This window comes from Pseudogulbenkiania subflava DSM 22618 (genome assembly GCF_900177275.1).
GTDB lineage: Bacteria > Pseudomonadota > Gammaproteobacteria > Burkholderiales > Chromobacteriaceae > Pseudogulbenkiania > Pseudogulbenkiania subflava.
Genome location: NZ_FXAG01000003.1, coordinates 117,429 through 138,189, shown reverse-complemented (window position 1 = coordinate 138,189; position 20,761 = coordinate 117,429). Strand labels below are relative to the sequence as shown.

The following is a 20,761-nucleotide window of genomic DNA, read 5'->3' as shown; positions in this document are numbered from 1 at the left end:
CCGGCCGCTCCCGGGCGCCCCCTTTTTTTGCCGGGTGGCGGAAACCACCGTCGCCGACCCGGTCTATTCCTTTCCTCCCGTCTGTTTCCGGAGTCGCCCATGTCCCGCTGGTTTGCCCTGATCGACCCCGACCACGTCGCCCGCACCCCGCTCGGCGTGCGCGGCCACAACCTGCTGTTGACGCCGCGCGGCGAGCCGCGCGCCCTGCTGCTTGGCGCCGAGGAGGCGCAGCTGATCGGCACCTGGCTCGGCTCGCGCGCGAGCCGGGTACGCTGGAGCACGCTGCTGGCCGCCACGACCAACCCGGGGTTGGCCGAAGACCTGCTGCGCCGGCTGCTGGAGGCGGGCTGGTGCGAGATCGAGCTGCACGCCGAAGCCGGCCTGCGCCAGTCGCCGTTGCAACCGTTCTGGGTGAGCTGGCGCGACATGTACGGGCTGCGCAGCCTGACCGGGCTGGTCGATCCGCGCGAGCAGGCCGAGACAGTGGCGCTGTGGCGCGGCTGGCAACCGCGCAACGCCGAGCTGGCGGGACTCGCCGACAGCCTCGGCAGCCGCCTGCCGACCTCGACGCTGGAGCGGCGCCTCAAGCTGGCGCAGGCGCTGGACAGCTGGCTCGGCGCCGGGCAGTGGGGCAGCGAGCGCCAGTTCTCGCAGCACGCCTTCGGCCGCAGCAAGGCGTTCAACGCCGGCGACCGCGACTGGCTCGCCAGCCACGGCATCGAGCTCGACGCCTGCGGCATCACCGAGCATGCCCCGCACCTGTTCCTGTCCGGGCCGCTGACGCTGCTGGTTGGCGCCGAGCCCCTGGTGTCGGCCCGCCTGCTCGGGCTGGGCGTGGCGCTGGCGCCGGAGGCGCTGCTGGCGGTGACGGCGCTGCAGGGCAGCGTGCGCGGGGTGCGTGTGGTGCAGAACCTGAGCGTGTTCGAGGGGCTGACGCGTGCGGCGCAGTCCTTCCTCACGGTGTGGGTGCCGGGCTACCCGCACCGGCGCTGGCGCGCGGCGGTGGGCCACCTGCTGGCGCTGCTGCGCCTGCCGCTGCAGGTGGCGTGCGACCTCGACCCGGCCGGCATCGCCATCGCGCTGCAGGTCGGCGCCGTGGCGGAGCAGGCCGGCTGCGTCTGGCAGCCGTGGAAGATGGAGGCCGAGGCGCTGACGCTGGCCAACGGCGCCCAGCCCCTGACCGAGCAGGACGCGGTGCGGCTGGCGCGGCTGGAGGGCGGCACGCTGCCGCCACCGTTGGCGAAGTTGGCCGAAGCGATACGGGAGCGGCAACACAAGGTCGATCAGGAAGGACTGTTCCTCGAGCGTCTCGCCGAGGCGTGAGTGCCGGGGCTCGGGGCTTGCCAGCCGCGGGGGGCCATGGCATGGTCATGCGATGACTTCCCGCACCTCTCCCTCGCTTGCCTATCTGTTTCTGACGCTGGCCACGCTGTTCTGGGCCGGTAATTTTGTGTTGGCACGCGCCATGCACGCCAGTGTCGCGCCGCTTACCTTGTCCTTCGCCCGCTGGAGCATTGCGCTGGCGTTGCTGTTGCCGTTCGGCGCACGCCCTGCTTGGCAACAGCGCGAACTGTGGCTGCCGCACTGGCGGCGCATCCTGCTGCTTGGCCTGTTGGGCGTGACCGGCTTCAACTCGCTGGTCTATCTCGGGGTGCAGAGCACCACCGCCACCAACGCAGTGTTGATGAACTCGTTCATTCCCATCCTGATCGTGATCTTCGGCGCGCTGGGCTTCGGCCTCAGGCTGAGCGTGCGCCAGGCGCTGGCGATCGCAGTGTCCTTTGCCGGGGTGCTGGCCATCGTGGCGCACGGCGAGCCGGCGCGGCTGTTGGCGCTCGACATCAACCACGGCGACGCCATCGTGTTCAGCGCGATGGTCGCCTGGGCGCTGTACACCCTGCTGTTGCGCGGCCTGCCGGCGGGGCTCGACCGCATCGGCATCCTTACCGTGCTGGTGGCGGTGGGGCTCGTCGGCATCGCGCCGCTGTTCGCCGCTGAGCTGGCCTCGGGACGCACCACCCCGCTCAACGCTGCCACCCTGGCCACCTTCCTCTACGTCGGTACCTTGCCCTCGGTGGCGGCGTACTACTGCTACAACTACGGCGTGGCGCAGGTCGGCGCGGCGCGGGCCGGCACCTTCATCCACCTGATGCCGGCGTTCGGCGCGCTGCTGTCGCTGCTGTTTCTCGGCGAGACGATCCGCGTCTACCACGTGGCGGGCATTGCGGCGATCCTGGCCGGGGTGCTGCTGTCCACCCGTTTCGCCAGGGGCTGACCCGAACCATTGCACCAAATTAAGATAAGGAGAGCATCTCGATGAGCGAACAAGACCGCGACAATGGCCGGGCGATGCGCACCCGGGTGATGGGCGAAGCCTTCGTCGAGCGGGCGATGGACAACCTCGACGGCTTTTCGCGCCCGGTGCAGGACTGGATCAACGAGCACGCCTGGGGCAGTACCTGGCAGCGCGAGGGCATCGACCTCAAGACGCGCAGCCTGGTCACCTGCGCCATGTTGGCCGCGCTCGGGCGCAGCCACGAGCTGAAAGGCCACGTGCGCGGCGCCCTCAACAACGGCGCCAGCCTGGTGGAGCTGCGCGAGGTGCTGCTGCATTCCGCCGTCTACGCCGGCGCTCCGGCCATGCTGGAGGCGGTGCGCGTGGCGCGCGAAGTGCTGGCCGAGCTCGGGCTGGAGCTGCCCGACGACCAGTAGCCCGGACGACAAAACGGCCAGCGAAGCTGGCCGTTGTTGCGTTATGGCTCGAGAAGGGGGCGATCAGGCACGCTGCCCGGCCAGGCGACCGGTGGCTTTGCCTTGCTGCGACTCCTCGTGCATCGCTGCCACCGCGGCGGCGTCATGCTCCTGGTCCAGGTAGCGGGTGCGCCAGCCGCTGTTCACGCCCCAGGCGTAGAAGCCCAGCGCCACCAGCGCCACCACCGCCATGTCCACGCCGTACGGCAGCAGGCCGATGCCGCCGAAGTCGGTGCTGCCGACGTAGGACAGCAGCGCCAGTACCGGCAGGTACAGCACCATCCACAGCGCGCCCTTCACCTCGCGGCCGAAATCCGGCCAGCCGGCCTTGGCCTGGTACCAGAAGTACACCGGCAGTGCCGCCACGATCAGGAAGATGATCTGGCCGGTCAGCGGCCAGCGCGCCCAGTACAGCACCAGCGAGGCGCAGACGAAAGCGAACGGCGCGATCAGCTTGAGGCCGGCCAGGCGCAGCGGGCGCGGCAGGTCCGGCGCGGCGCGGCGCAACGCGGCCGCGCTGATCGGGCCGGTCAGATAGGAGATCACCGTGGCCACCGAGATCACCGCCGCCAACGTGCCCCAGCCGCGGAAGAAGAACAGGAACACGAACGACACCGCCAGGTTGAACCACATCGCCGCGCGCGGGATGCGGTAGAGCGGGTGGATGTGGCCGAACAGCGCCGGCATGGTGCCGTTCTTCTGCATGCCGTAGATCATGCGCGAGGTGGTGGCCATGTAGGTGGCACCGGTGCCGCTCGGGCTGACGAAGGCGTCGAAGTAGAGCGTCATCACCAGCCAGTTCAGGCCGAACGCCAGCGCCAGCTGCGCGAACGGCGAGCTGAAGTCGATGCCCTGCCAGCCGTGCGCCAGGTCGGCCGGGGAGAGCGCGCCGAGGAAGGCGACCTGCAGCAGGATGTAGATCACCGCTGCCAGCAGGATCGAGCCGATCACGCCGAACGGGATGCTCTTGCCCGGGTTGCGCGCCTCGCCGGCGAGGTTGATCGGGCTCTGGAAGCCGTTGAAGCTGAACACGATGCCGCTGGTGGCCACCGCCGTCATCACGCTGGCCCAGCCGAACGGGGCGAAGCCGCCCGGTGTGGCGCTGCCCAGGTTGCCGCTATGGAAGCCGCTGCCGATCAGCGCCAGCGCGGTGAGCGCCGGCACCACCAGCTTGAACACAGTGATGGCGCTGTTGGCCTTGGCGAACAGCTTCACCCCCCAGTAGTTGAGCAGGAAGTACACCACCACCAGCACTGCAGCGATGGCCAGACCGGTCGGGTTCAGTTCGCCGTGCTGGTACAGCGCCTGCGCCCACGGCCACGGCCACGAGCTCATGTACTGAACCGAGGCCTCGGCTTCGATCGGGATCACCGCGACGATGGCGATCCAGTTGGCCCAGGCGGCGATGAAGCCAAGCAGCGAGCCGTGCGAATAGCGCGCGTAGCGCACCATGCCGCCGGACTCCGGGAACATCGCCCCCAGTTCGGCGTAGCTCAGGGCGATCGACAGAATGATGACCATGCCGACAAGCCAGGCCACGATGGCGGCCGGCCCGGCGATCTGCGCCGCGTGCGCGGCACCGAACAGCCAGCCGGAGCCGATGATGGAGCCGAGGCCCGTCAGCATCAGGGCGATCGGGCCGATATGGCGGGAATGCTGGTGATTCAAGGGAAGACTCTCCTGTCTGTGTGTTGGGAAGGGGCCGTGGTACGGCTCCGTCATGCGCCCGGATCGTGGCCGGTTTCTTGTAGGTCTGCCTTGGATGAAAGTCCGGCACTGTAGTGCGGTGCCGTCCTGAGTTCTGTAACGATATGTACAGCCGGGTGTCATGAAAATGATCGAAATCATCCCCTTACCCAGTGGAAGGGCCCGGAGTATGCCAGCTTGAGCAGGGATTTTCCATCCGGCAAATAGGCTATTTACGTCGGGCCGCGGTGTCGACCCTGTTGCCGGCGGGGTTGAAATCCTGGCGCGTTCCCCCACACTTACGGGATTCGTCCACCCACTCTCGAGGATGCACACCATGGCAACCGTAACCCTGCGCGGCAACCCGGTCGACGTCGCCGGCCAACTCCCGGCCCAAGGCGCCAGCGCCGCCGACTTTACCCTGACCGCGGCCGACCTGTCCGAAGTCAGCCTGGCTTCCTTTGCCGGCAAGAAGAAGATCCTCAACATCTTCCCGAGCATCGACACCCCGACCTGTGCCACCTCGGTGCGCAAGTTCAACGAGAAGGCCGCCGCCCTGGCCGACACCGTGGTACTGTGCATCTCGGCCGACCTGCCGTTCGCGCAGAAGCGTTTCTGCGGCGCCGAAGGCATCGACAACGTCACCACCCTGTCCACCTTCCGCCACCCGGAATTCGCCGAGGCGCTGGGCGTGAAGCTGGCCAGCGGCCCGCTCGCCGGCCTGACCGCGCGCGCCGTGGTGGTGCTGGACGCGAACAACGCCGTGCTGCACAGCGAACTGGTGGCCGAGATCGGCAACGAACCGAACTACGACGCGGCGCTGGCCGTGCTGTAAGCCGGTTCGACGCACAATAAAAACGGGGCGATGATTCGCCCCGTTTTTTTTGTTGCCGCCGTCGTCTCAGCCGGCCAGGTAGGCCGGTTGCGCCGTCGCCAGGGCGGCGTCCGGCTGGGGCGTGCCCGTCCGTCCATCCAGGCGGAACCAGGCCAGGTTCTGATTGAGTTCCCGAGCGGCGCTGGAGAGTTGTTCCATGGCCGGGGTGATTTCCTGCATCTGGCGGTTGATCCCGGCCGCGAGCTCGGCCACTTCCTGGCCAGACTGGCGAATCTGCTGGCTGGTCTGGCCCTGTTCCTCGGTGGCCTGGCCGATGTCGTTCATCAGCCGGTTGACCTCGGCGAGCGCCTGGTCGACGGCAAGCAGGGCGCTGCCCAGCGTCTGCTGCGCCGCGGTGTTCTCGACGCTGGCGCCGCGTGCCTCGTCCATGGTCTGCTGCAGGGTGTGGGTGGCTTTCTCGACCTGCTGCAGCGTGGTGAAGATGCGCGTGGTGGCGTCCGAGGTGCGTTCCGACAGCTTGCGCACCTCGTCCGCCACCACGGCGAAGCCGCGCCCGGCCTCGCCGGCGCGCGCCGCTTCGATGGCGGCGTTGAGCGCCAGCAGATTGGTCTGCTCGGCGATGTCGCGGATCAGCGTGCTGATCTGCGAAATGTCGCCGATCGACTGGCGCAGCGCCTGCATGTCGGCCAGTGCGTGCTGGATGCGCTCGGCCAGGAGGGCCATCGCGTTGGCGCTGGCGGCGCCGACGCGTCGCGCGTCGTCGGTGCGGCTGGCGGCGTCCTGGGTGCCGAGGCCGGCGTGGCTGACGTGGCGCGCGATGTTGGCCGAAGCCTCGGCGATCAGCCCCACCGCGAGCCGGCTGTCCTCGCTCTTGGCGGCCTGCAGACGGGTTTCCTCTTCCACCTGCGCGGTCAGCAGCCGCACCTGACGGCTGTGCCGCTCGCCGCTTTGGGCATTGTCGTGCACTGCCCGGATCAGTTTGCCCAACTGGTCGAGAAAACGGTTGATGCGTGCCGAGGCCTGCGCCAGCTCGTCCTTGCCGTGCGCCGGCAGGCGCACCCCGAGGTCGCCTTCGCCGAGGCGGTCGGCCGCCTGCGACATGGCAGCGAGCTGGCGCTTGAGGTGGCGTGCCAGCGCGAGCTGGATCAGCACCACCAGGGCACTCGCCAGCGCCATCGGCCCCAGCACCATGATCGCCAGTTCGCCCAGGGCATTCTGCATGCGCGCCTCTTCCCCGCTGAGCTCCTGCTGCTCGCCTTGCAGGCGGGCATCGATCAGCTCGACCAGCGGCACGATGTGCAGCTGGTAGGCCTGCTCGGGGATCGACAGCGCGTCCTGCGGCGCGGTCTCGGCGATGGTGATGGCGTTCTTCAGGTTCTTGGCGAATTCGCCCCAGTGGCTGTCGAGCGCCGCGCCGACCGCCTGGCGCTGGGCGGCGGGCAGGGCGGGGACGATGTGCTGGCGCAAGCGGGATACGTTCGCCTCGATGCCCGCCAGGCGCTGCGGGGTGTCCGGCAGCAGCGGGTCGGCGCGTGCCAGCGACAGCACCGCGGCCTTGAGCTCGTTGAGGTTGGCCGAAAGCGCCTGCCGTTCGCGGTAGTGCTCGAACTGGCGGGTCAGGGCGGTCAACTGGTAGCCGGCCAGTGCCAGCACCAGGATCAGACTGGCGACGCTGAACAGCACCGTCAGCCACAAGCGTTTCACGAGGGTCATGGGGGAGCGCCACAATGATAGATGACTGAGTCTAGCGTGCGCGTATGACACGACGATGACGGCGCCCCACGATCTCCCCTTGATCTGCCGCAATGATTATCGGCGTCGTGCCTGCTAGGCTGAAAACAGTCCTCCGCCAAGGCGACGACATGACCTTCCTGCGAAAACACCTGCTTCTGCTGTGCGGCCTGCTGGCCGCACTCTGGCTGTTTTCGCTCTCGGCGGGCATGCTGGGCGAGTGTTTCACCCCGCCGCCGGCGCAGCCGGCCAACACGGCGACGCCGCAGCTGGCAACGGCGCACCCGCACCATGTCCAGGTTGTCGCCCCCGCCGCCCCTGACGCCGGCGAGCGCGTGGCCTGTGCCAAACACTGCGGGGACAGCCTCGGCGGTGTGCTGAAGCCACCGGTATCCAATCTCTTCCAGCTCGGCATGCTGATCCTGGTGCTGTGTAGCGTGGTGCGACTCGCCGGCTTGCCGCTGGCGATGCCAGCCCGGCGCCTTGCCGATGCCCTGGTCGCCATCGTCGGCGATCCACCGCCAACCATCCGTTTTCACCGCTTCAACAACTAGCCTGCTGTTTCACCTTCCTTCCCGCTCCAGGGCCGGGGGGCGCACGGCCGTCCGATCCGTCCGGGTCGATCCGGCCACGGTGCGCAAGCCCTGCAGTTTTCCCGACATCACTCAGGAGTCACACCATGAAGAAGATCATTGTCGTTGCCGTCTCGACCCTCCTGCCGCTCGTGGCCGGCGCCGCGTGGGCGAACGAAACCCATCATCCGGCGGATGCCGCGCCGGCGGCGAGCCCGCGTATCCTGCTGGCGGCCAAAGCTCCCGACGCCCCCAAACCCCCGGCGGCCCAGGGACCGTCGTTCCGCCTGATGGACGAGCACATGAAGCGGATGCAGGACATGCACGAGCGCATGCTGGCCGCCAAGACGCCCGAGGAACGCCAGAAGCTGATGGACGAGCAAGCCAAGCTGATGCAGGAGGGCATGGGCATGATGAAGGACATGGGCGGCATGATGGGGCCGCGCGGCGGCATGGGCATGATGGGCGATCAGATGGGCAACAACATGATGATGAAGCGCATGGACATGATGCAGATGATGATGCAGATGATGATGGACCGCGAGAACGCGCGCATGCCGCCGCGGCCGTAATCCGCCCGAAGTAGCCGCTGCTGCGGCAGCCAGGCAGAGGTCTCCCGTGGCAGGCCCCTGCCTGTCCCCTGTCCCCTGTCCCTTGTACCGTATTGCCGGAGTCTCAAGCATGCTTTTCCCCCGATTCACCCTGCTGGCCGGCGCGCTGCTGCTGGCCAGCGTCATCAGCCAGGCCGCGCCGAGCGGCACCGTGTTCACCGCCAACGAACGCGGCGGCTCGATCAGCGCGGTGCACCTGGCCGACGGCGCCACCCGTACCGTTGCGCTCGACATCGCGCCGCACAACGTGCAGGTCACGCCCGACGGGCAATGGCTGCTCGCGGTGGGCATGAGCGCCCACGCCAGCCATCACGCCGCGGCGGGCGACGCCGGCCAGCTGCTGGTGTTCGACATCGCCGATCTGGAGCGGCCGGCCTTCGTGCTGCCGGCCGGCAGCCACCCGGCGCACGTGGTGAGCGACGCGGCGGGCCGGCTCGCCTTCGTCAGCGATTCCGGCGCCAACGCCGTGCTGGTGTTCGACCTCGCCAGCCGCGCCCGGGTCGGCGCGATCCCGACCGGACGTTACCCGCACGGTCTGCGCCTGAGCCCGGACGGCAAGGAGCTGTACGTCGCCAACATGAAGGACGATAGCGTGTCGGTGATCGACGTTGCCAAGCAGGAAGAGACGGCGCGCATCGCGGTGGGACGCGCCCCGGTGCAGGTCGGCTTTGCCCCGGATGGGAAGCAGGTCTACGTCTCGCTCAGCGCGGAAAACAAGGTGGGGGTGATCGACCGGGCGCAGCGCCGGCTCACGGGCAAGGTCGCGGTCGGCCGCCTGCCGGTGCAGCTGTTCGCCACGCCCGACGGGCGCCAGCTCTACGTCGCCAACCAGGGCACGACGGAGTCTCCGGACAACCGGGTCTCGGTGATCGACCCGGCCACGCGCCGGCTCCTCGCCACCATTCCGGTCGGGCGCGGGGCGCACGGCGTGGCCATGAGCCAGGACGGCAGCTACGCCTTCGTCAGCCATCTCGAGGACGGCACCTTCTCGGTGATCGATACCGCCAGCCGGAAGGTAGTGGCCACCCATCCCGTCGGGGCCGGACCGAACGGCATCAGCTACAGCGCACGTTAGAGCCTATTCATGATCTTGCTGCGCGATCCCTGATCGGGGCCCAGGCACTGCTCTGTGCGTGCGAATCTCCGGTGGAGATTCGCTCAGCCATGATCCTCATGGACTCCCTGTCCATTCCGGTTGCTGTGCGGCTCTTCGCCCCGCTGAGGGCCGCTCGCGACAGATCGTGAGCCGGTTCTAGCCCGCGGCGCCGTCGGCTTCGTCCAGCGCCTGCTGGTGTTTCACCGCCAGGCGCTGGTAGTGTTCGGCCGAGTACTTGAAGAAGGCGATTTCCTTGTCGGTGAGGCGGCGCACCTGCTTCACCGGGTTGCCCAGGTAGAGATGGCCCGACTCCAGTACCTTGCCCGGCGGCACCAGGCTGCCGGCGCCGATCATCACCTGGTGCTGGATCACCGCGCGGTCGAGCACGGTGCTGCCGATGCCCACCAGCACCTCGTCGCCGATGGTGCAGCCGTGCAGCGTGACGTGGTGGCCGATGGTGACGTTGTCGCCGATCACCAGCGGCGCGCCCAGCGGGTCCTCATCGCGCTTGTGGCTGACGTGCAACATGGCGAAGTCCTGCACGTTGCTGCCTTCGCCGATATGGATGCTGTTGACGTCGCCGCGGATCACCGCGCACGGCCAGACCGAGGCGCGCTCGCCCAGCGTCACCTCGCCGATCACCACGGCGGACGGGTCGACGAAGCAGGAATCGGGAACTTGCGGAGTGTGGCCGTCGTAGCGGCGGATATTGCGATTCATCGGAACGTCCTCATCTAAAAACCATCATTATGATACAGGGGCTCCTCGCAAAACCTCCGCTTTCGTGCACGATCCGGCGCGCATGGACCGTTTCGGCATGGCATGTCCCTGATGGGACAGGCGAAACGGCCCGTGGATGGCGTTACCGGCCGGCACGGGGGAGGCGATGTGGAGGAGTCCATCAGCCGAACCGTCCAAGGATGCCATTCCCATGAGCCAGAATCCGCTGCTCGATCTCTCCGGTCTGCCGCGCTTTGCCGAGATCACCCCCGCCCACATCACCCCGGCCGTCGAACAATTGCTGGCCGACGCGCGCGCCACCGTGGCGCGGCTTACGGCGGAGAGCGCCGCGCCGAGCTGGGACAACTTCGTCGAACCGCTGACCGACGCCACCGAGAAACTGTCGCGCGCCTGGGGCGTGGTCGGCCACCTCAACGCCGTGGTCAACACGCCGGAATTGCGCGAGGCCTACAACGCCAACATCCCGGCGGTGTCGGCGTTCTGGACCGAACTGGGGCAGAACCTGGCGCTGTTCGCGCGCTTCAAGGCCCTGGCCGAGCAGCCGGAGTACGCCGGCTACAACGCCGCCAAGAAGAAGATCATCGCCAACGACCTGCGCGACTTCCGTCTCTCCGGCGCCGAACTGCCCGAGGCCGAGAAGACCCGCTTTGCCGCGATCCAGACCCGCCTTGCCGAGCTGTCGGCGCAGTTCGAGCAGCACGTGCTCGACGCCACCGACGCTTTCAGCCTGCGGGTGGCCGACAAGGCCGAGCTCTCCGGCCTGCCGGAAGATGTGATCGCGATGCTGGCCGAGATGGCCAAGGCCGAGGGTGAGGAAGGCTACAAGCTCAACCTGCAGTTCCCCTGCTACCTGCCGGTAATGCAGTACGCCGACAACCGCGAGCTGCGCCGCAAGCTCTACGACGCCTACGTGATGCGCGCTTCCGAGTTCGGCCCGGCCGAGCTGGACAACACCCCGGTGATCCGCGAGAAGCTGCAATTGGCGCGCGAGGAAGCGCATCTGCTGGGCTTCGCCAGCTTCGGCGAGCTGTCGCTGGCCACCAAGATGGCCGAGACCCCGGAACAGGTGGTGGACTTCCTGCGCGACCTGGCGCGCCGCGCCAAGCCGTTCGCGCTGCGCGACCGCGCCGAGCTGGAGGCCTTCGCGCGCGATCAACTGGGAATGGCGACGCTGGAGGCGTGGGACCTCGCCTACGTCGCGGAAAAGCTGCGCGTGGCGCGTTACGCCTTCTCCGACCAGGAAGTGAAGCAGTACTTCCCGGAGCCCAAGGTGCTGGCCGGGCTGTTCGGTGTGGTCGACACGCTGTACGGGGTGGCGGTGCAGGAAAGCCAGGCGCCGACCTGGCACAAGGACGTGCGCTTCTTCGATATCGTCAAGGACGGCGCCGTGATCGGCGGCTTCTACTTCGACCTCTACGCGCGCGAGGGCAAGCGCTCTGGCGCCTGGATGGACGACGCGCGCGGCCGCCGCGTGCGCCACGGCACGCTGCAGACGCCGGTGGCCTACCTCACCTGCAACTTCAGCCGCCCGGTCGGCGACAAGCCGGCGCTGTTCACCCACGACGAGGTCACCACGCTGTTCCACGAGTTCGGCCATGGCCTGCATCACATGCTGACCCAGGTGGACGAACTGGGCGTGGCCGGCATCAACGGCGTGGAGTGGGACGCGGTGGAGCTGCCTTCGCAGTTCATGGAAAACTTCTGCTGGGAATGGGACGTGCTGCAAGGCATGACCGCCCACGTCGAGACCGGCGCGCCGCTGCCGCGTGAGCTGTTCGACAAGATGCTGGCCGCCAAGAACTTCCAGAGCGGCATGCAGACCGTGCGCCAGCTCGAGTTCGCGCTGTTCGACATGCTGCTCTACACCGCCTTCGATGCCGAACACGGCAACTGGCTGGAACTGCTCGGCAAGGTGCGCGAGGAGGTGGCGGTGAACTTCCCGCCGGAGTACAACCGCTTCCCCAACAGCTTCGGTCACATCTTCGCCGGTGGCTACTCGGCGGGCTACTACAGCTACAAGTGGGCGGAAGTGCTGTCGGCCGATGCCTACGCCGCCTTCGAGGAAGCCGGTGGAGCCAACCCCGAGACCGGCCGCCGCTTCTGGAACGAAATCCTCGCCGTCGGCGGCTCCCGCCCGGCGCTGGAGTCGTTCCGCGCCTTCCGCGGCCGCGACCCGCAGATCGACGCGCTGCTGCGCCACTCCGGCATGGTCGAGATCGCGCCGGTCTGACCATGCGCCGACGCCCGCAGATGGGACGATCAGGCGAGGGCGCGCGCGTCCCCGTTGGTTTCGCCCGCCGCGCGGCGGCGGCTGCCCTGGGCCCGGCACGGCTCCTGCCGCAGGTTCCGTGCGTCCAGCCGGAACCGCAGCGCCGCGGCCGACTCTAATCAAGGCTCTCAGGGCAACCGGAGCAGCAAGCGACCAGACCCTGGCCCTGTCTGCGGACAGGGTTGGCGTGTCTGTTGGCCCCCGTCGTGGCGGGGGCTTTTTTGTGGCGATCGTACACGCCATCCCTCTGATAAATAGGGAGTATTTGTACCAAGACGGCCGAGCTGCGTTAGTATGGCGGCTTTCCGGGTGCCTTGGGCACCCTACGATTCCTCTACTTGCTGAATAAAAATCGCATGTCCCTGTTTCGACCCCTGCGCCCCGAGCGCATGACGCTGTTGCTTTCGCTGGCGCTGATCGTGTTCTACAACGTGCCGTTCTGGCGCGAGATGGGCCGCATCACCGCCGGCCTCGGCAGCCACGGCCCGGTGCTGCTGGCGGAAGCCTTCGTGTTGCTGCTGGCCTTCTTCAACCTGGTGCTGGCGCTCCTGGCCTGGCCCTATGTGTTCAAGCCGGTGATGACGCTGCTGCTGGTGTGCACGGCTTTCGTCACGTACTTCATGAACCAGTACGGCATCATGGTCGACATGCACATGGTCCAGAACGTGTTCCAGACCGATCCGGCCGAAACGCGCGACCTGCTCACCGTCAAGATGGGCCTGTTCGCGCTGGGACTGGGCGTGCTGCCGGCGCTGTGGCTGTGGAAGACCCCGATCGCCTATCGCCCGCCGCTGCGCGAGCTGGGGGTGCGGGTGGTGACGCTGCTGGTGAGCGTGGCGGTGCTGCTGGGGGTGGTGTTCTTCGCCTACCAGGATTTCGCCTCGCTGTTCCGCAACAACCGCCAGCTGCGTCTGATCGTCACGCCGAGCAACTACATCCAGGCCACCAACAGCTACCTGCGCTACGTCGCCGACAGCGGCCCGGTGGTGGTGACGCCGCTCGGCACCGACGCCAAGAAGGCGCCGTCCTGGGCCGCGCATCAGCGCAAGACGGTGCTGGTGGTGGTGGTGGGCGAGACCGCCCGCGCCGACCACTTCGCGCTCAACGGTTACTCGCGCGATACCAACCCGCAGCTTGCCAAGCAGGCCGGGCTGCTGAATTTCACCAATGTGCGTTCCTGCGGCACCGAAACCGCGGTGTCGGTGCCGTGCATGTTCTCCGGCATGGGGCGAGAGCAGTATTCCGGCGACGCCGCGTCGAAGCGTGAGAACCTGCTCGACGTGCTCAAGCACGCCGGCTTCGACATCCTGTGGCGCGACAACAATTCCGGCTGCAAGGGCGTCTGCAACCGCGTCGCCTACGAAGACCTGGCCAATCTCAAGACGCCGGGCTTGTGCGACGACGGCGAGTGCTACGACGACGTGTTGCTCGACGGTCTCAAACAGCGCCTGCAGAACCTGCCGCACGACAGCGTGATCGTGCTGCACCAGAAGGGCAGCCACGGCCCGGCCTACTACAAGCGCTACCCCAAGAGCTTCGAGCAGTTCACCCCGGTGTGCCGCACCAGCGAGCTGAGCCAGTGCAGTCAGCAGGACATCGTCAACGGCTTCGACAACACCATCCGCTACACCGATCACATGCTATCCGGCCTGATCGACCTGCTGCGCGCCAACGCCGGGGTCAACAGCGGCATGATCTACCTCTCCGACCACGGCGAATCGCTGGGCGAGAACAACGTCTACCTGCACGGCATGCCTTACCTGTTCGCCCCCGAGGCGCAAAAGCACATCCCGGCGGTGATGTGGTTCTCCGACGGCTTCCAGAAGGAACTGGGCGTCAACGCCCGCTGTCTGGCGGCGAAGAAGGACCAGGCCTGGTCGCAGGACAACCTGTTCCACTCGGTGCTGGGGGTACTGGGGGTGCAGACCCAGGTCTACGACGCCAAGCTGGACCTGTTCCAGAGCTGCAAGGGCTAGGGCCGTGCCAAAAAAGGTTGGCCGAAGCCCGCACGAGCGGTTACCTTTGGCCTCCCGATGATTGACTGGAGAACACCTTGCCGATGCGTTTAGCCACCTGGAACGTCAACTCGCTCAAAGTGCGCCTGCCGCAGGTGCTGCAATGGCTGGCCGAGACCCCGGTCGACGTGCTGTGCCTGCAGGAACTGAAGATGGACCAGGACGCCTTCCCGCTGGCCGACATCGAGGCCGCCGGCTACCGCGCCGCCTGGCTGGGCCAGAAGACCTACAACGGCGTCGCCATCCTGGTGCGCGACGGCCACAGCCTGGACGACGTGGTGCCGGGCATTCCTGGCTACGACGACGAGCAGCGTCGCGTCATCGCTGCCACCGTCGGCGGCGTGCGCGTGATCTGCGCCTATTTCGTCAACGGCGAGGCGGTCGATTCGCCCAAGTACCCGTACAAGCTGGCCTGGCTCGCCGAGCTGGAACGCTACGTGGCCGACGAGCTGGCGCGCCACCCCGCGCTGGCCCTGCTCGGCGACTACAACATCGCGCCGGACGACCGCGACGTGTACGACCCGGAGGCGTGGAAGGACAAGGTGCTGTGCTCGGTACCCGAGCGCGATGCCTTCCGCCGCCTCATCGGCCTCGGCCTGACCGACTCGTTCCGCCTGTTCAACCAGGACGAGAAGCAGTACAGCTGGTGGGATTACCGCGCCATGATGTTCCGCCGCAACCTCGGCCTGCGCATCGACCACATCCTGATCAGCGACGCGCTCAAGGCGCGCGCCACCGAGTGCGTCATCGACAAGGCCCCGCGCAAGTGGGAACGCCCGTCCGACCATACCCCGGTGGTGCTGACGCTGGCGGAGTGAGAACCTGTTCCCGATCTTGCTGCGCCTCCCTGATCGGGGCTCATGTGCTCTGCGTGCGAATCTATCGCTGAGCCAATCGAAGATTGGCACGCAGTGATTCGCTCAGCGATCAGGAATCCTCATGTACTGCAGTACATTCCGGTTCCTGCGCTGCTCTTCACCCCGCTGAGGGCTGCTCGCGACAGATCGTGAACAGGTTCTGAGGCTTCGGCCAACGTCGAGACCCGAAACGGCCCGCCTGGGCCGTTTGGTGTTTCTGAAGCACCCTGACGTGGCGTCTGTTCTCGTCGATAGACTGCACCGGATTCTTTTGTCATGAAGTGTGCTGTGGCATGCTGCGACGCAGGGAAGAGCGCGTCATCCGCACTATCCGCATGCGCCTCTTGCCCTGTCCCAACCGTGTTCGGGCTGACGCCCGCTGAGGAGAAGCCCCATGGATCAACGCCACAAGGCCCGGCTTTTTAAGGAGCTGCATCACCGCAGCGGCACCTTCCTGATGCCGAACGCCTGGGATGCCGGCAGTGCGCGCCTGCTTTCATCGCTCGGGTTTCCCGCCATCGCCACCACCAGCGCCGGCATCGCGTTTTCCCTGGGACTGCCCGACTACGAAGGGGCGGTCAGCCGGGAGGCGATGCTGGAACGCGTCGGCCAGATCGCCGCGGCCGTCGACCTTCCCGTCAGCGCCGATCTCGAGGCCGGCTACGGCGCCAAGCCGGAACAGGTTGGTGAGACCATCCGACAGGCTATCGCCGCCGGTGCCGTTGGCGGGAACATCGAGGACTTTACCGGCGAGCCGAGCGCGCCGCTGTTCGACCTCGCCCTAGCCGCCGTGCGCATCCGGGCCGCCCGTGAAGCGGCCGATGCTTCGGGCCTGCCCTTTACGCTGACGGCACGGACCGATTGTTATCTGGCGGGGGTCGGCAATCCCTTCGCCGCGGCGGTGGAGCGCGCCAACCGCTACCGCGAAGCGGGAGCCGACTGTCTGTTCGTGCCCGGCGTCTCCGATCCGAACGTGATCGCGGCCTTGGTGAAGGCAATCGACGGTCCGCTTACCGTCGTCATGGGTTTGTCCGGTTCCACGCTCTCCGTCAGCCAGTTGGCGGCGTTGGGTGTCAGGAGAATCACCATCGGCGGCAGTCTGGCGCGAGCGACGTATGGCCTGATCCGGCAGGCGGCGGTCGAGATGAAGGAGCAGGGAAGCTTCTCGTTTGCGGATCGACAAATCCCGGATGGGGAGCTGTGCCGGTTCTTCGCCTCGTTCCCGCCCATCTGACCCTGTCAACACAAGCAGGGTGGGCATGCCGCGCTCGCCCACCCTGAGATTCACTCCGGCAACATCGCCCCCATCGCCGTCGCAATAAGCCGCAGATCGGGCTCGGCGATCTCGACGAGACCGAAGCGGAACGGGTAGCCCCAGTTGCTCTTCCCCGCGGTCAGCGCCAGCAGCCCGAGCAGCGGGGCGATCGCCGTCTCGTGCGCGTCCAACCAGCGGACATCGCGCCGGAACGGCAGGAAGCCGTCGCCCATGTCCACCTGGTAAGGCCCGCCGTCCCGCACCGTGCCGATCGCCGTGAACGTCCTGAGCGGGGCGCTGCCGCCGAAGCGTTCGGTGGGCGAATAGTAGACCACCCGATCTCCAGGGCGCAGGCGGCGCAACGGTGCGGCCTTGCCGTGGCACACCTGCATGAAGCCCTCGGCGCGGCCATGGCGAACATGCTCGGCCGAGGCGACGGCGATCCAGTTCCGGCTCATGATGCGCTCGGGGCGAACACGCGCAGCCGGTGCCCGTCGGGATCGAGGGCGACGAAGGTATAGCCGAAGTCCATCCGGACCGGTGCTTGCCGAATCTCGAGTCCACGGCCGCTCCACTCGGCATGGCAGGCATCGACGGCCTCGTCGCCGCTCACCGAGAAGGCCAGCTCGGTGCCGCCGCCGCCGGTGCTGGCGGTGGGCTCCACGGTGTGTTTCGACCACAGCCCGAACTTGGCTCCGGATTCGAAGGCGAACAGCGCGAATGTGGGGGAGGCTTCGACGGGCTGACGGTCGAACAATTCGGCGTAGAACGCGGCGCTCACGGCGGGGTTATCGACGTACAGGATCACAAAGTTGGGGTGCATCATGGCGGTTCTCCGAAGGTCTGCGACAAGGCCGTCGCCGGCGAACCATTCGCACGGCAAGGGTCTGTTGCAACGAATCGTAGACGCCACCCCTGACAGATTCTGTCAGTAGTGAATCTGCTAGGACGGGGCGATGCCTTCGCTCTGGCGCCATTCTTTCAGCAGTGCCTGGCGGCGGCGGGGATAGCGCGTCTCCGACACCTCCAGACTCACGATCCGGTCCGTGCGGAAATGCCGGATGGCCCCGCGCAGCTCGCACCAGGCGGCGACGACGCGGACGCGTTCGAAGAAGCCGAGTGCGAAAGGCCAGACGATCCGTGCCGACTCCTGGCCCTGGAGGTCGCGGTAGCGGATTTCCAGCTTGCGTTCGCTGCGGATGGCCAGGCGGATGGCGGCCAAATCCACCTCGCCGGCCGGTGCGGGTTCGGCCGGTCCTACCAGCAGCGCCGACGTGTCGAGTTCGTGACGCAGCTCGGGCGGCAGCACGGCAGCGATCTTGGCGATCACGTTGCGCGCCGCCTCGCCCAGCGGGGTATCGGCCTGCTTCGCCACCCAGCGCGAGCCCAGCACCAGGGCTTCGATCTCTTCTTCGGAAAACATCAGCGGTGGCAGCAGGAAGCCGGGGCGCAGCACGTAGCCGACCCCCGGCTCGCCCTCGATGCATGCGCCTTGTGCCTGTAGCGAGGCGATGTCCCGATACAGCGTGCGCAGGCTGATGCCGAGTTCGGCGGCGAGGGAGGCGCCACTGACCGGATAGCGGTGGCGGCGCAAGACTTGCATCAGTTGCAGCAGGCGTTCGGCACGGGACACGATGAGAGCCCTGGATGGTGAATCCCTCCATGCTGCCATGGATTGGCAGGAAGTAGTGTGGTGTTCGGTTCCCATCGGGCGTTGCACCGTCGCACGCCTGCCGATTTCGGACGCATCACGTCCAGGAGATTTATCGCTATCGATCAGCATGGCGACGGTCAAACGTAACGTCACTTGCGGGGCTGTCACCATGAAGACGGCTTCGCTAACCCCGATACCGGACCCGGTCGCTCCCTTGTCCTTGCCGCCCCCTCCGCCACCTGCACCGCCCCATGACATGTCTATACTTCGAGCATTCGTATGCGAGGAGACGAACATGTCGAATTACCCGGTCGAAGCCATCCGCACGGTCGCCCTGGTCGGGCATGGCGATAGTGGCAAGACGACGTTGGCCGAAGCGCTGCTGTACCAGAGTGGCGCGATCACTGTGGCGGGGACGGTGGAACGGGGGGACACGGTGTGCGATTTCGATCCGCTGGAGCGCGACTACCGTCACTCGCTGAGTTCGGCGCTGGTGCATTTCCAGCACGGAGGGGCCGAGATCCGCCTGCTCGACACCCCCGGCTTCCCGGATTTCATCGGCCAGGCGATTCCGGCGCTGGCGGCGGTGGAGACGGCGCTGGTGGTGGTCAACGCGCAAAACGGTATCGAGCTCACCACGCGCCGCATGATGGCGTGGGCCGAGGAGCGTGGCCTGTGCCGCATGCTGGTGGTCAACAAGATCGACGCCGAGCGCGTCGACCTGCCGGCCCTGCTGACCCAACTGCGCGAGGCCTTCGGCAGGGAGGTGCTGCCGCTCAACCTGCCCGCCGAGGGAGCCCGCCGCGTGGTCGACTGTTTCTTCAGCCCGGCCGGCGCGGCCGATTTCTCGTCGGTGGCCGAGGCGCACCAGGCGCTGGTCGACCAGGTGGTCGAGGTCGACGAGGAACTGATGGCGCGCTACCTGGAGCAGGGCGAGGTCACCCCGGAAGAACTGCACGCGCCGCTGGAGCGCACGCTGCGCGAGGGGCACCTGATCCCGCTCTGCTTTGTCTCGGCCAGGACCGGGGCCGGCGTGGCCGAGCTGCTCGATGTGCTGGCGCGGCTGGCCCCGAATCCCACCGAGGGCAACCCGCCGCTGTTCTACAAGGGCGAGGGCGAGGCGGCGCTGGCCTTCCATTCCGAGCCCGATCCGGCGCGCCACGTGCTCGCTCACGTCTTCAAGGTGGTGATGGACCCCTTTGTCGGCAAGCTCGGCATATTCCGCGTGCACCAGGGCACGGTGACGCGCGATACCCAGTTGTTCGTCGGCGACGGCCGCAAGCCGTTCAAGGTCGGCCACCTGCTGCGCCTGCAGGGCAAGCGCTACGACGAGGTCGACCGGCTGATCCCCGGCGACTTCGGCGCGGTGGCCAAGGTCGACGAGATCGAGTTCGACGCGGTGCTGCACGACTCGCACGACGAAGATCACATCCATCTCAGGCCGCTGGCGTTCCCGGTGCCGATGCAGGGCCTGGCGATCGAGCCCAAGCGGCGCGGCGACGAGCAGCGCATCGCCGAGGTGCTGCAACGCCTGGTGGCGGAGGACCCGTGCGTCAAGGTCGATTACCACCCGGCCACCCACGAGACGGTGCTGCGCGCCATGGGTGAGCTGCACCTGCGCTACCTGCTCGATCGCATGGCCGGCGGCTTCAAGCTGGAGGTGGCGACCCGGCCGCCGCGCGTGCCCTACCGCGAAACCATCACCCGCGCCGCCGAGGGTCACCACCGGCACAAGAAGCAGAGCGGCGGTGCCGGCCAGTTCGGCGAGGTGTTCCTGCGCGTCGAGCCGTTGCCGCGCGGTACCGGCTTCGAATTCGTCGACGCGGTGAAGGGCGGCGTCATCCCGGGGCAATTCATCCCCTCGGTGGAAAAAGGCGTGCGCTCGGTGCTGGCCGCGGGGCCGCTGGCGGGTTTCCCGGTGGAGGACGTGAAGGTCACGGTGTACGACGGCAAGAGCCACTCGGTCGACTCCAAGGACGTCGCCTTCCAGGCCGCCGGGCGGCGGGCGATGCTGGCGGCGCTGCGGGCGGCGGGCGCGATCGTGCTGGAGCCGATCGTGGCGATCGAGATTACCGCGCCCGAGGCCCGGCTCGGCGATCTCGCGGGCGATCTCACCGGCCGGCGTGGCCAGGTGGGCGGGACCGAGCCGCTGGCGCAGGGGCTGACGCTGATCCGCGGCCAGGTGCCGCTGGCCGAGCTGGAAGGCTACGCCGGCCGCCTCAAGTCGATCACGGCCGGGCAGGGGGCCTATTCCCTGGAACTGAGTCACTACGACACGGTGCCGCAGGAGGTGCAGCAGCGGCTGGCGGCGGGGTATAAGGCGGAGCAGGAGGAGGATTGAGAGCTTGTGAATAAATCGGCTGCGCACCCCCATCCCGGCCCTGCGATGCTCGCCGTATCATTTGTACGGCTGAGTCATTCGATCTTCCTTGGGTCTCACCGGCCTGGTGGCGCGGCGATGACCGCAGGGAATCCCTGTGGGACGATTTCTTTCACAAGCTCTGGGCAGGCAGGGTGATGTGCTCGTCAAGATGGAACAAGCTATGCGTTGTGTCGGCATGATCGGAGAAACCGGCAATATCGGTAGCGGACAAACCCCGTCAGATTCGCGCCGGTAAAAGCCCGCTTGCCAAGGTGTTAAGCCGCCGGCTGTTTGAGCCGTTTGACCTTAGCAAACGGCGAGTTTCG

The 20,761-nt window shown here is 67.4% G+C and carries 18 protein-coding genes; 12 read left to right on the top strand and 6 right to left on the bottom strand.

Annotated features, from left to right (window positions below; translation table 11 throughout):
* The first annotated feature begins 99 nt into the window (after nt 1-99).
* The 3 genes from B9N72_RS03795 to B9N72_RS03785 are packed head-to-tail and all read left to right on the top strand — an operon-like array spanning nt 100 to nt 2,712.
* Nucleotides 100-1,323, top strand: a complete 1,224-nt coding sequence (locus B9N72_RS03795; RefSeq protein ID WP_085275109.1) for a DUF2399 domain-containing protein — start codon at nt 100-102, stop codon at nt 1,321-1,323.
* 52 nt (nt 1,324-1,375) lie between these two features.
* The gene (locus tag B9N72_RS03790; RefSeq protein WP_085275108.1) at nt 1,376-2,275 is read left to right on the top strand and encodes a DMT family transporter; all 900 of its coding nucleotides are present in this window, start codon (nt 1,376-1,378) and stop codon (nt 2,273-2,275) included.
* A gap of 41 nt (nt 2,276-2,316) precedes the next feature.
* Nucleotides 2,317-2,712: a carboxymuconolactone decarboxylase family protein gene (locus B9N72_RS03785; RefSeq protein WP_085275107.1), complete on the top strand. Its 396-nt coding sequence runs from the start codon at nt 2,317-2,319 to the stop codon at nt 2,710-2,712.
* A 63-nt stretch (nt 2,713-2,775) separates the two neighbouring features.
* Here the strand turns inward: B9N72_RS03785 and B9N72_RS03780 are convergent, their stop codons facing one another.
* Nucleotides 2,776-4,419, bottom strand: coding sequence for an APC family permease (locus B9N72_RS03780; RefSeq protein ID WP_200810869.1), 1,644 nt, complete (start codon nt 4,417-4,419; stop codon nt 2,776-2,778).
* A gap of 355 nt (nt 4,420-4,774) precedes the next feature.
* On the opposite strand from B9N72_RS03780, the gene tpx reads away from it, so the two are divergent.
* Nucleotides 4,775-5,272 (top strand): thiol peroxidase, encoded by a 498-nt coding sequence (gene tpx / locus B9N72_RS03775; protein ID WP_085275106.1) that lies wholly within the window; start codon nt 4,775-4,777, stop codon nt 5,270-5,272.
* A gap of 66 nt (nt 5,273-5,338) precedes the next feature.
* Here tpx and B9N72_RS03770 read toward each other — a convergent pair whose 3' ends face one another.
* The gene (locus B9N72_RS03770) at nt 5,339-6,985 is read right to left on the bottom strand and encodes a methyl-accepting chemotaxis protein (protein WP_085275105.1); all 1,647 of its coding nucleotides are present in this window, start codon (nt 6,983-6,985) and stop codon (nt 5,339-5,341) included.
* A gap of 149 nt (nt 6,986-7,134) precedes the next feature.
* Here B9N72_RS03770 and B9N72_RS03765 point away from each other — a divergent pair, with 149 nt between their 5' ends.
* The 3 genes from B9N72_RS03765 to B9N72_RS03755 all read left to right on the top strand — a co-directional run bounded on the left by B9N72_RS03765 (nt 7,135) and on the right by B9N72_RS03755 (nt 9,261).
* Nucleotides 7,135-7,557: a hypothetical protein gene (locus B9N72_RS03765; RefSeq protein ID WP_085275104.1), complete on the top strand. Its 423-nt coding sequence runs from the start codon at nt 7,135-7,137 to the stop codon at nt 7,555-7,557.
* Between the two features lie 125 nt (nt 7,558-7,682).
* The gene (locus B9N72_RS03760) at nt 7,683-8,147 is read left to right on the top strand and encodes a hypothetical protein (RefSeq protein WP_085275103.1); all 465 of its coding nucleotides are present in this window, start codon (nt 7,683-7,685) and stop codon (nt 8,145-8,147) included.
* Between the two features lie 109 nt (nt 8,148-8,256).
* Entirely contained in the window at nt 8,257-9,261 is a 1,005-nt protein-coding gene (locus B9N72_RS03755) for a YVTN family beta-propeller repeat protein (RefSeq protein WP_085275102.1), read from the top strand.
* A gap of 177 nt (nt 9,262-9,438) precedes the next feature.
* Here the strand turns inward: B9N72_RS03755 and B9N72_RS03750 are convergent, their stop codons facing one another.
* Nucleotides 9,439-10,002 carry a gamma carbonic anhydrase family protein gene (locus B9N72_RS03750; protein WP_085275101.1) on the bottom strand — a complete coding sequence of 188 codons (564 nt, stop codon included), beginning with the start codon at nt 10,000-10,002 and terminating at the stop codon, nt 9,439-9,441.
* 211 nt (nt 10,003-10,213) lie between these two features.
* Between B9N72_RS03750 and B9N72_RS03745 the strand changes: the two genes are divergently transcribed.
* The 4 genes from B9N72_RS03745 to B9N72_RS03730 all read left to right on the top strand — a co-directional run bounded on the left by B9N72_RS03745 (nt 10,214) and on the right by B9N72_RS03730 (nt 16,398).
* The gene (locus B9N72_RS03745; RefSeq protein ID WP_085275100.1) at nt 10,214-12,253 is read left to right on the top strand and encodes a M3 family metallopeptidase; all 2,040 of its coding nucleotides are present in this window, start codon (nt 10,214-10,216) and stop codon (nt 12,251-12,253) included.
* Between the two features lie 395 nt (nt 12,254-12,648).
* Complete coding sequence (locus B9N72_RS03740; RefSeq protein ID WP_085275099.1) at nt 12,649-14,268, top strand: phosphoethanolamine transferase; 1,620 nt, start codon at nt 12,649-12,651, stop codon at nt 14,266-14,268.
* Nucleotides 14,269-14,351: 83 nt separating this feature from the next.
* Nucleotides 14,352-15,125, top strand: coding sequence for an exodeoxyribonuclease III (xth, locus tag B9N72_RS03735; RefSeq protein WP_085275098.1), 774 nt, complete (start codon nt 14,352-14,354; stop codon nt 15,123-15,125).
* A gap of 433 nt (nt 15,126-15,558) precedes the next feature.
* Nucleotides 15,559-16,398, top strand: coding sequence for an isocitrate lyase/PEP mutase family protein (locus tag B9N72_RS03730; RefSeq protein ID WP_085275097.1), 840 nt, complete (start codon nt 15,559-15,561; stop codon nt 16,396-16,398).
* A gap of 50 nt (nt 16,399-16,448) precedes the next feature.
* On the opposite strand, the gene B9N72_RS03725 is transcribed toward B9N72_RS03730, so the two are convergent.
* The 3 genes from B9N72_RS03725 to B9N72_RS03715 form a co-directional block, all read right to left on the bottom strand.
* Nucleotides 16,449-16,877 (bottom strand): EVE domain-containing protein, encoded by a 429-nt coding sequence (locus B9N72_RS03725; protein WP_085275096.1) that lies wholly within the window; start codon nt 16,875-16,877, stop codon nt 16,449-16,451.
* Entirely contained in the window at nt 16,874-17,245 is a 372-nt protein-coding gene (locus tag B9N72_RS03720; RefSeq protein ID WP_085275095.1) for a VOC family protein, read from the bottom strand. Before B9N72_RS03720 ends, B9N72_RS03725 begins: the two co-directional genes overlap by 4 nt.
* A gap of 117 nt (nt 17,246-17,362) precedes the next feature.
* On the bottom strand, nt 17,363-18,052 hold the full coding sequence (locus tag B9N72_RS03715) for a helix-turn-helix transcriptional regulator (protein WP_085275094.1): 690 nt from the start codon (nt 18,050-18,052) through the stop codon (nt 17,363-17,365).
* 316 nt (nt 18,053-18,368) lie between these two features.
* Here B9N72_RS03715 and fusA point away from each other — a divergent pair, with 316 nt between their 5' ends.
* A complete protein-coding gene (gene fusA, locus B9N72_RS03710; protein WP_085275093.1) occupies nt 18,369-20,414 on the top strand; it encodes an elongation factor G in 2,046 nt (681 codons plus the stop codon).
* Nucleotides 20,415-20,761 lie beyond the last annotated feature (347 nt).

Bases quoted from the DNA above. Each gene is read 5' to 3' on its own strand.
- B9N72_RS03795 (WP_085275109.1), top strand. From the start codon at position 100: ATGTCCCGCTGGTTTGCCCTGATCGACCCCGACCACGTCGCCCGCACC.
- B9N72_RS03790 (WP_085275108.1), top strand. From the start codon at position 1,376: ATGACTTCCCGCACCTCTCCCTCGCTTGCCTATCTGTTTCTGACGCTG.
- B9N72_RS03785 (WP_085275107.1), top strand. From the start codon at position 2,317: ATGAGCGAACAAGACCGCGACAATGGCCGGGCGATGCGCACCCGGGTG.
- tpx (WP_085275106.1), top strand. From the start codon at position 4,775: ATGGCAACCGTAACCCTGCGCGGCAACCCGGTCGACGTCGCCGGCCAA.
- B9N72_RS03770 (WP_085275105.1), bottom strand. From the start codon at position 6,985: ATGACCCTCGTGAAACGCTTGTGGCTGACGGTGCTGTTCAGCGTCGCC.
- B9N72_RS03765 (WP_085275104.1), top strand. From the start codon at position 7,135: ATGACCTTCCTGCGAAAACACCTGCTTCTGCTGTGCGGCCTGCTGGCC.
- B9N72_RS03760 (WP_085275103.1), top strand. From the start codon at position 7,683: ATGAAGAAGATCATTGTCGTTGCCGTCTCGACCCTCCTGCCGCTCGTG.
- B9N72_RS03755 (WP_085275102.1), top strand. From the start codon at position 8,257: ATGCTTTTCCCCCGATTCACCCTGCTGGCCGGCGCGCTGCTGCTGGCC.
- B9N72_RS03750 (WP_085275101.1), bottom strand. From the start codon at position 10,002: ATGAATCGCAATATCCGCCGCTACGACGGCCACACTCCGCAAGTTCCC.
- B9N72_RS03745 (WP_085275100.1), top strand. From the start codon at position 10,214: ATGAGCCAGAATCCGCTGCTCGATCTCTCCGGTCTGCCGCGCTTTGCC.
- B9N72_RS03740 (WP_085275099.1), top strand. From the start codon at position 12,649: ATGTCCCTGTTTCGACCCCTGCGCCCCGAGCGCATGACGCTGTTGCTT.
- xth (WP_085275098.1), top strand. From the start codon at position 14,352: ATGCGTTTAGCCACCTGGAACGTCAACTCGCTCAAAGTGCGCCTGCCG.
- B9N72_RS03730 (WP_085275097.1), top strand. From the start codon at position 15,559: ATGGATCAACGCCACAAGGCCCGGCTTTTTAAGGAGCTGCATCACCGC.
- B9N72_RS03725 (WP_085275096.1), bottom strand. From the start codon at position 16,877: ATGAGCCGGAACTGGATCGCCGTCGCCTCGGCCGAGCATGTTCGCCAT.
- B9N72_RS03720 (WP_085275095.1), bottom strand. From the start codon at position 17,245: ATGATGCACCCCAACTTTGTGATCCTGTACGTCGATAACCCCGCCGTG.
- fusA (WP_085275093.1), top strand. From the start codon at position 18,369: ATGTCGAATTACCCGGTCGAAGCCATCCGCACGGTCGCCCTGGTCGGG.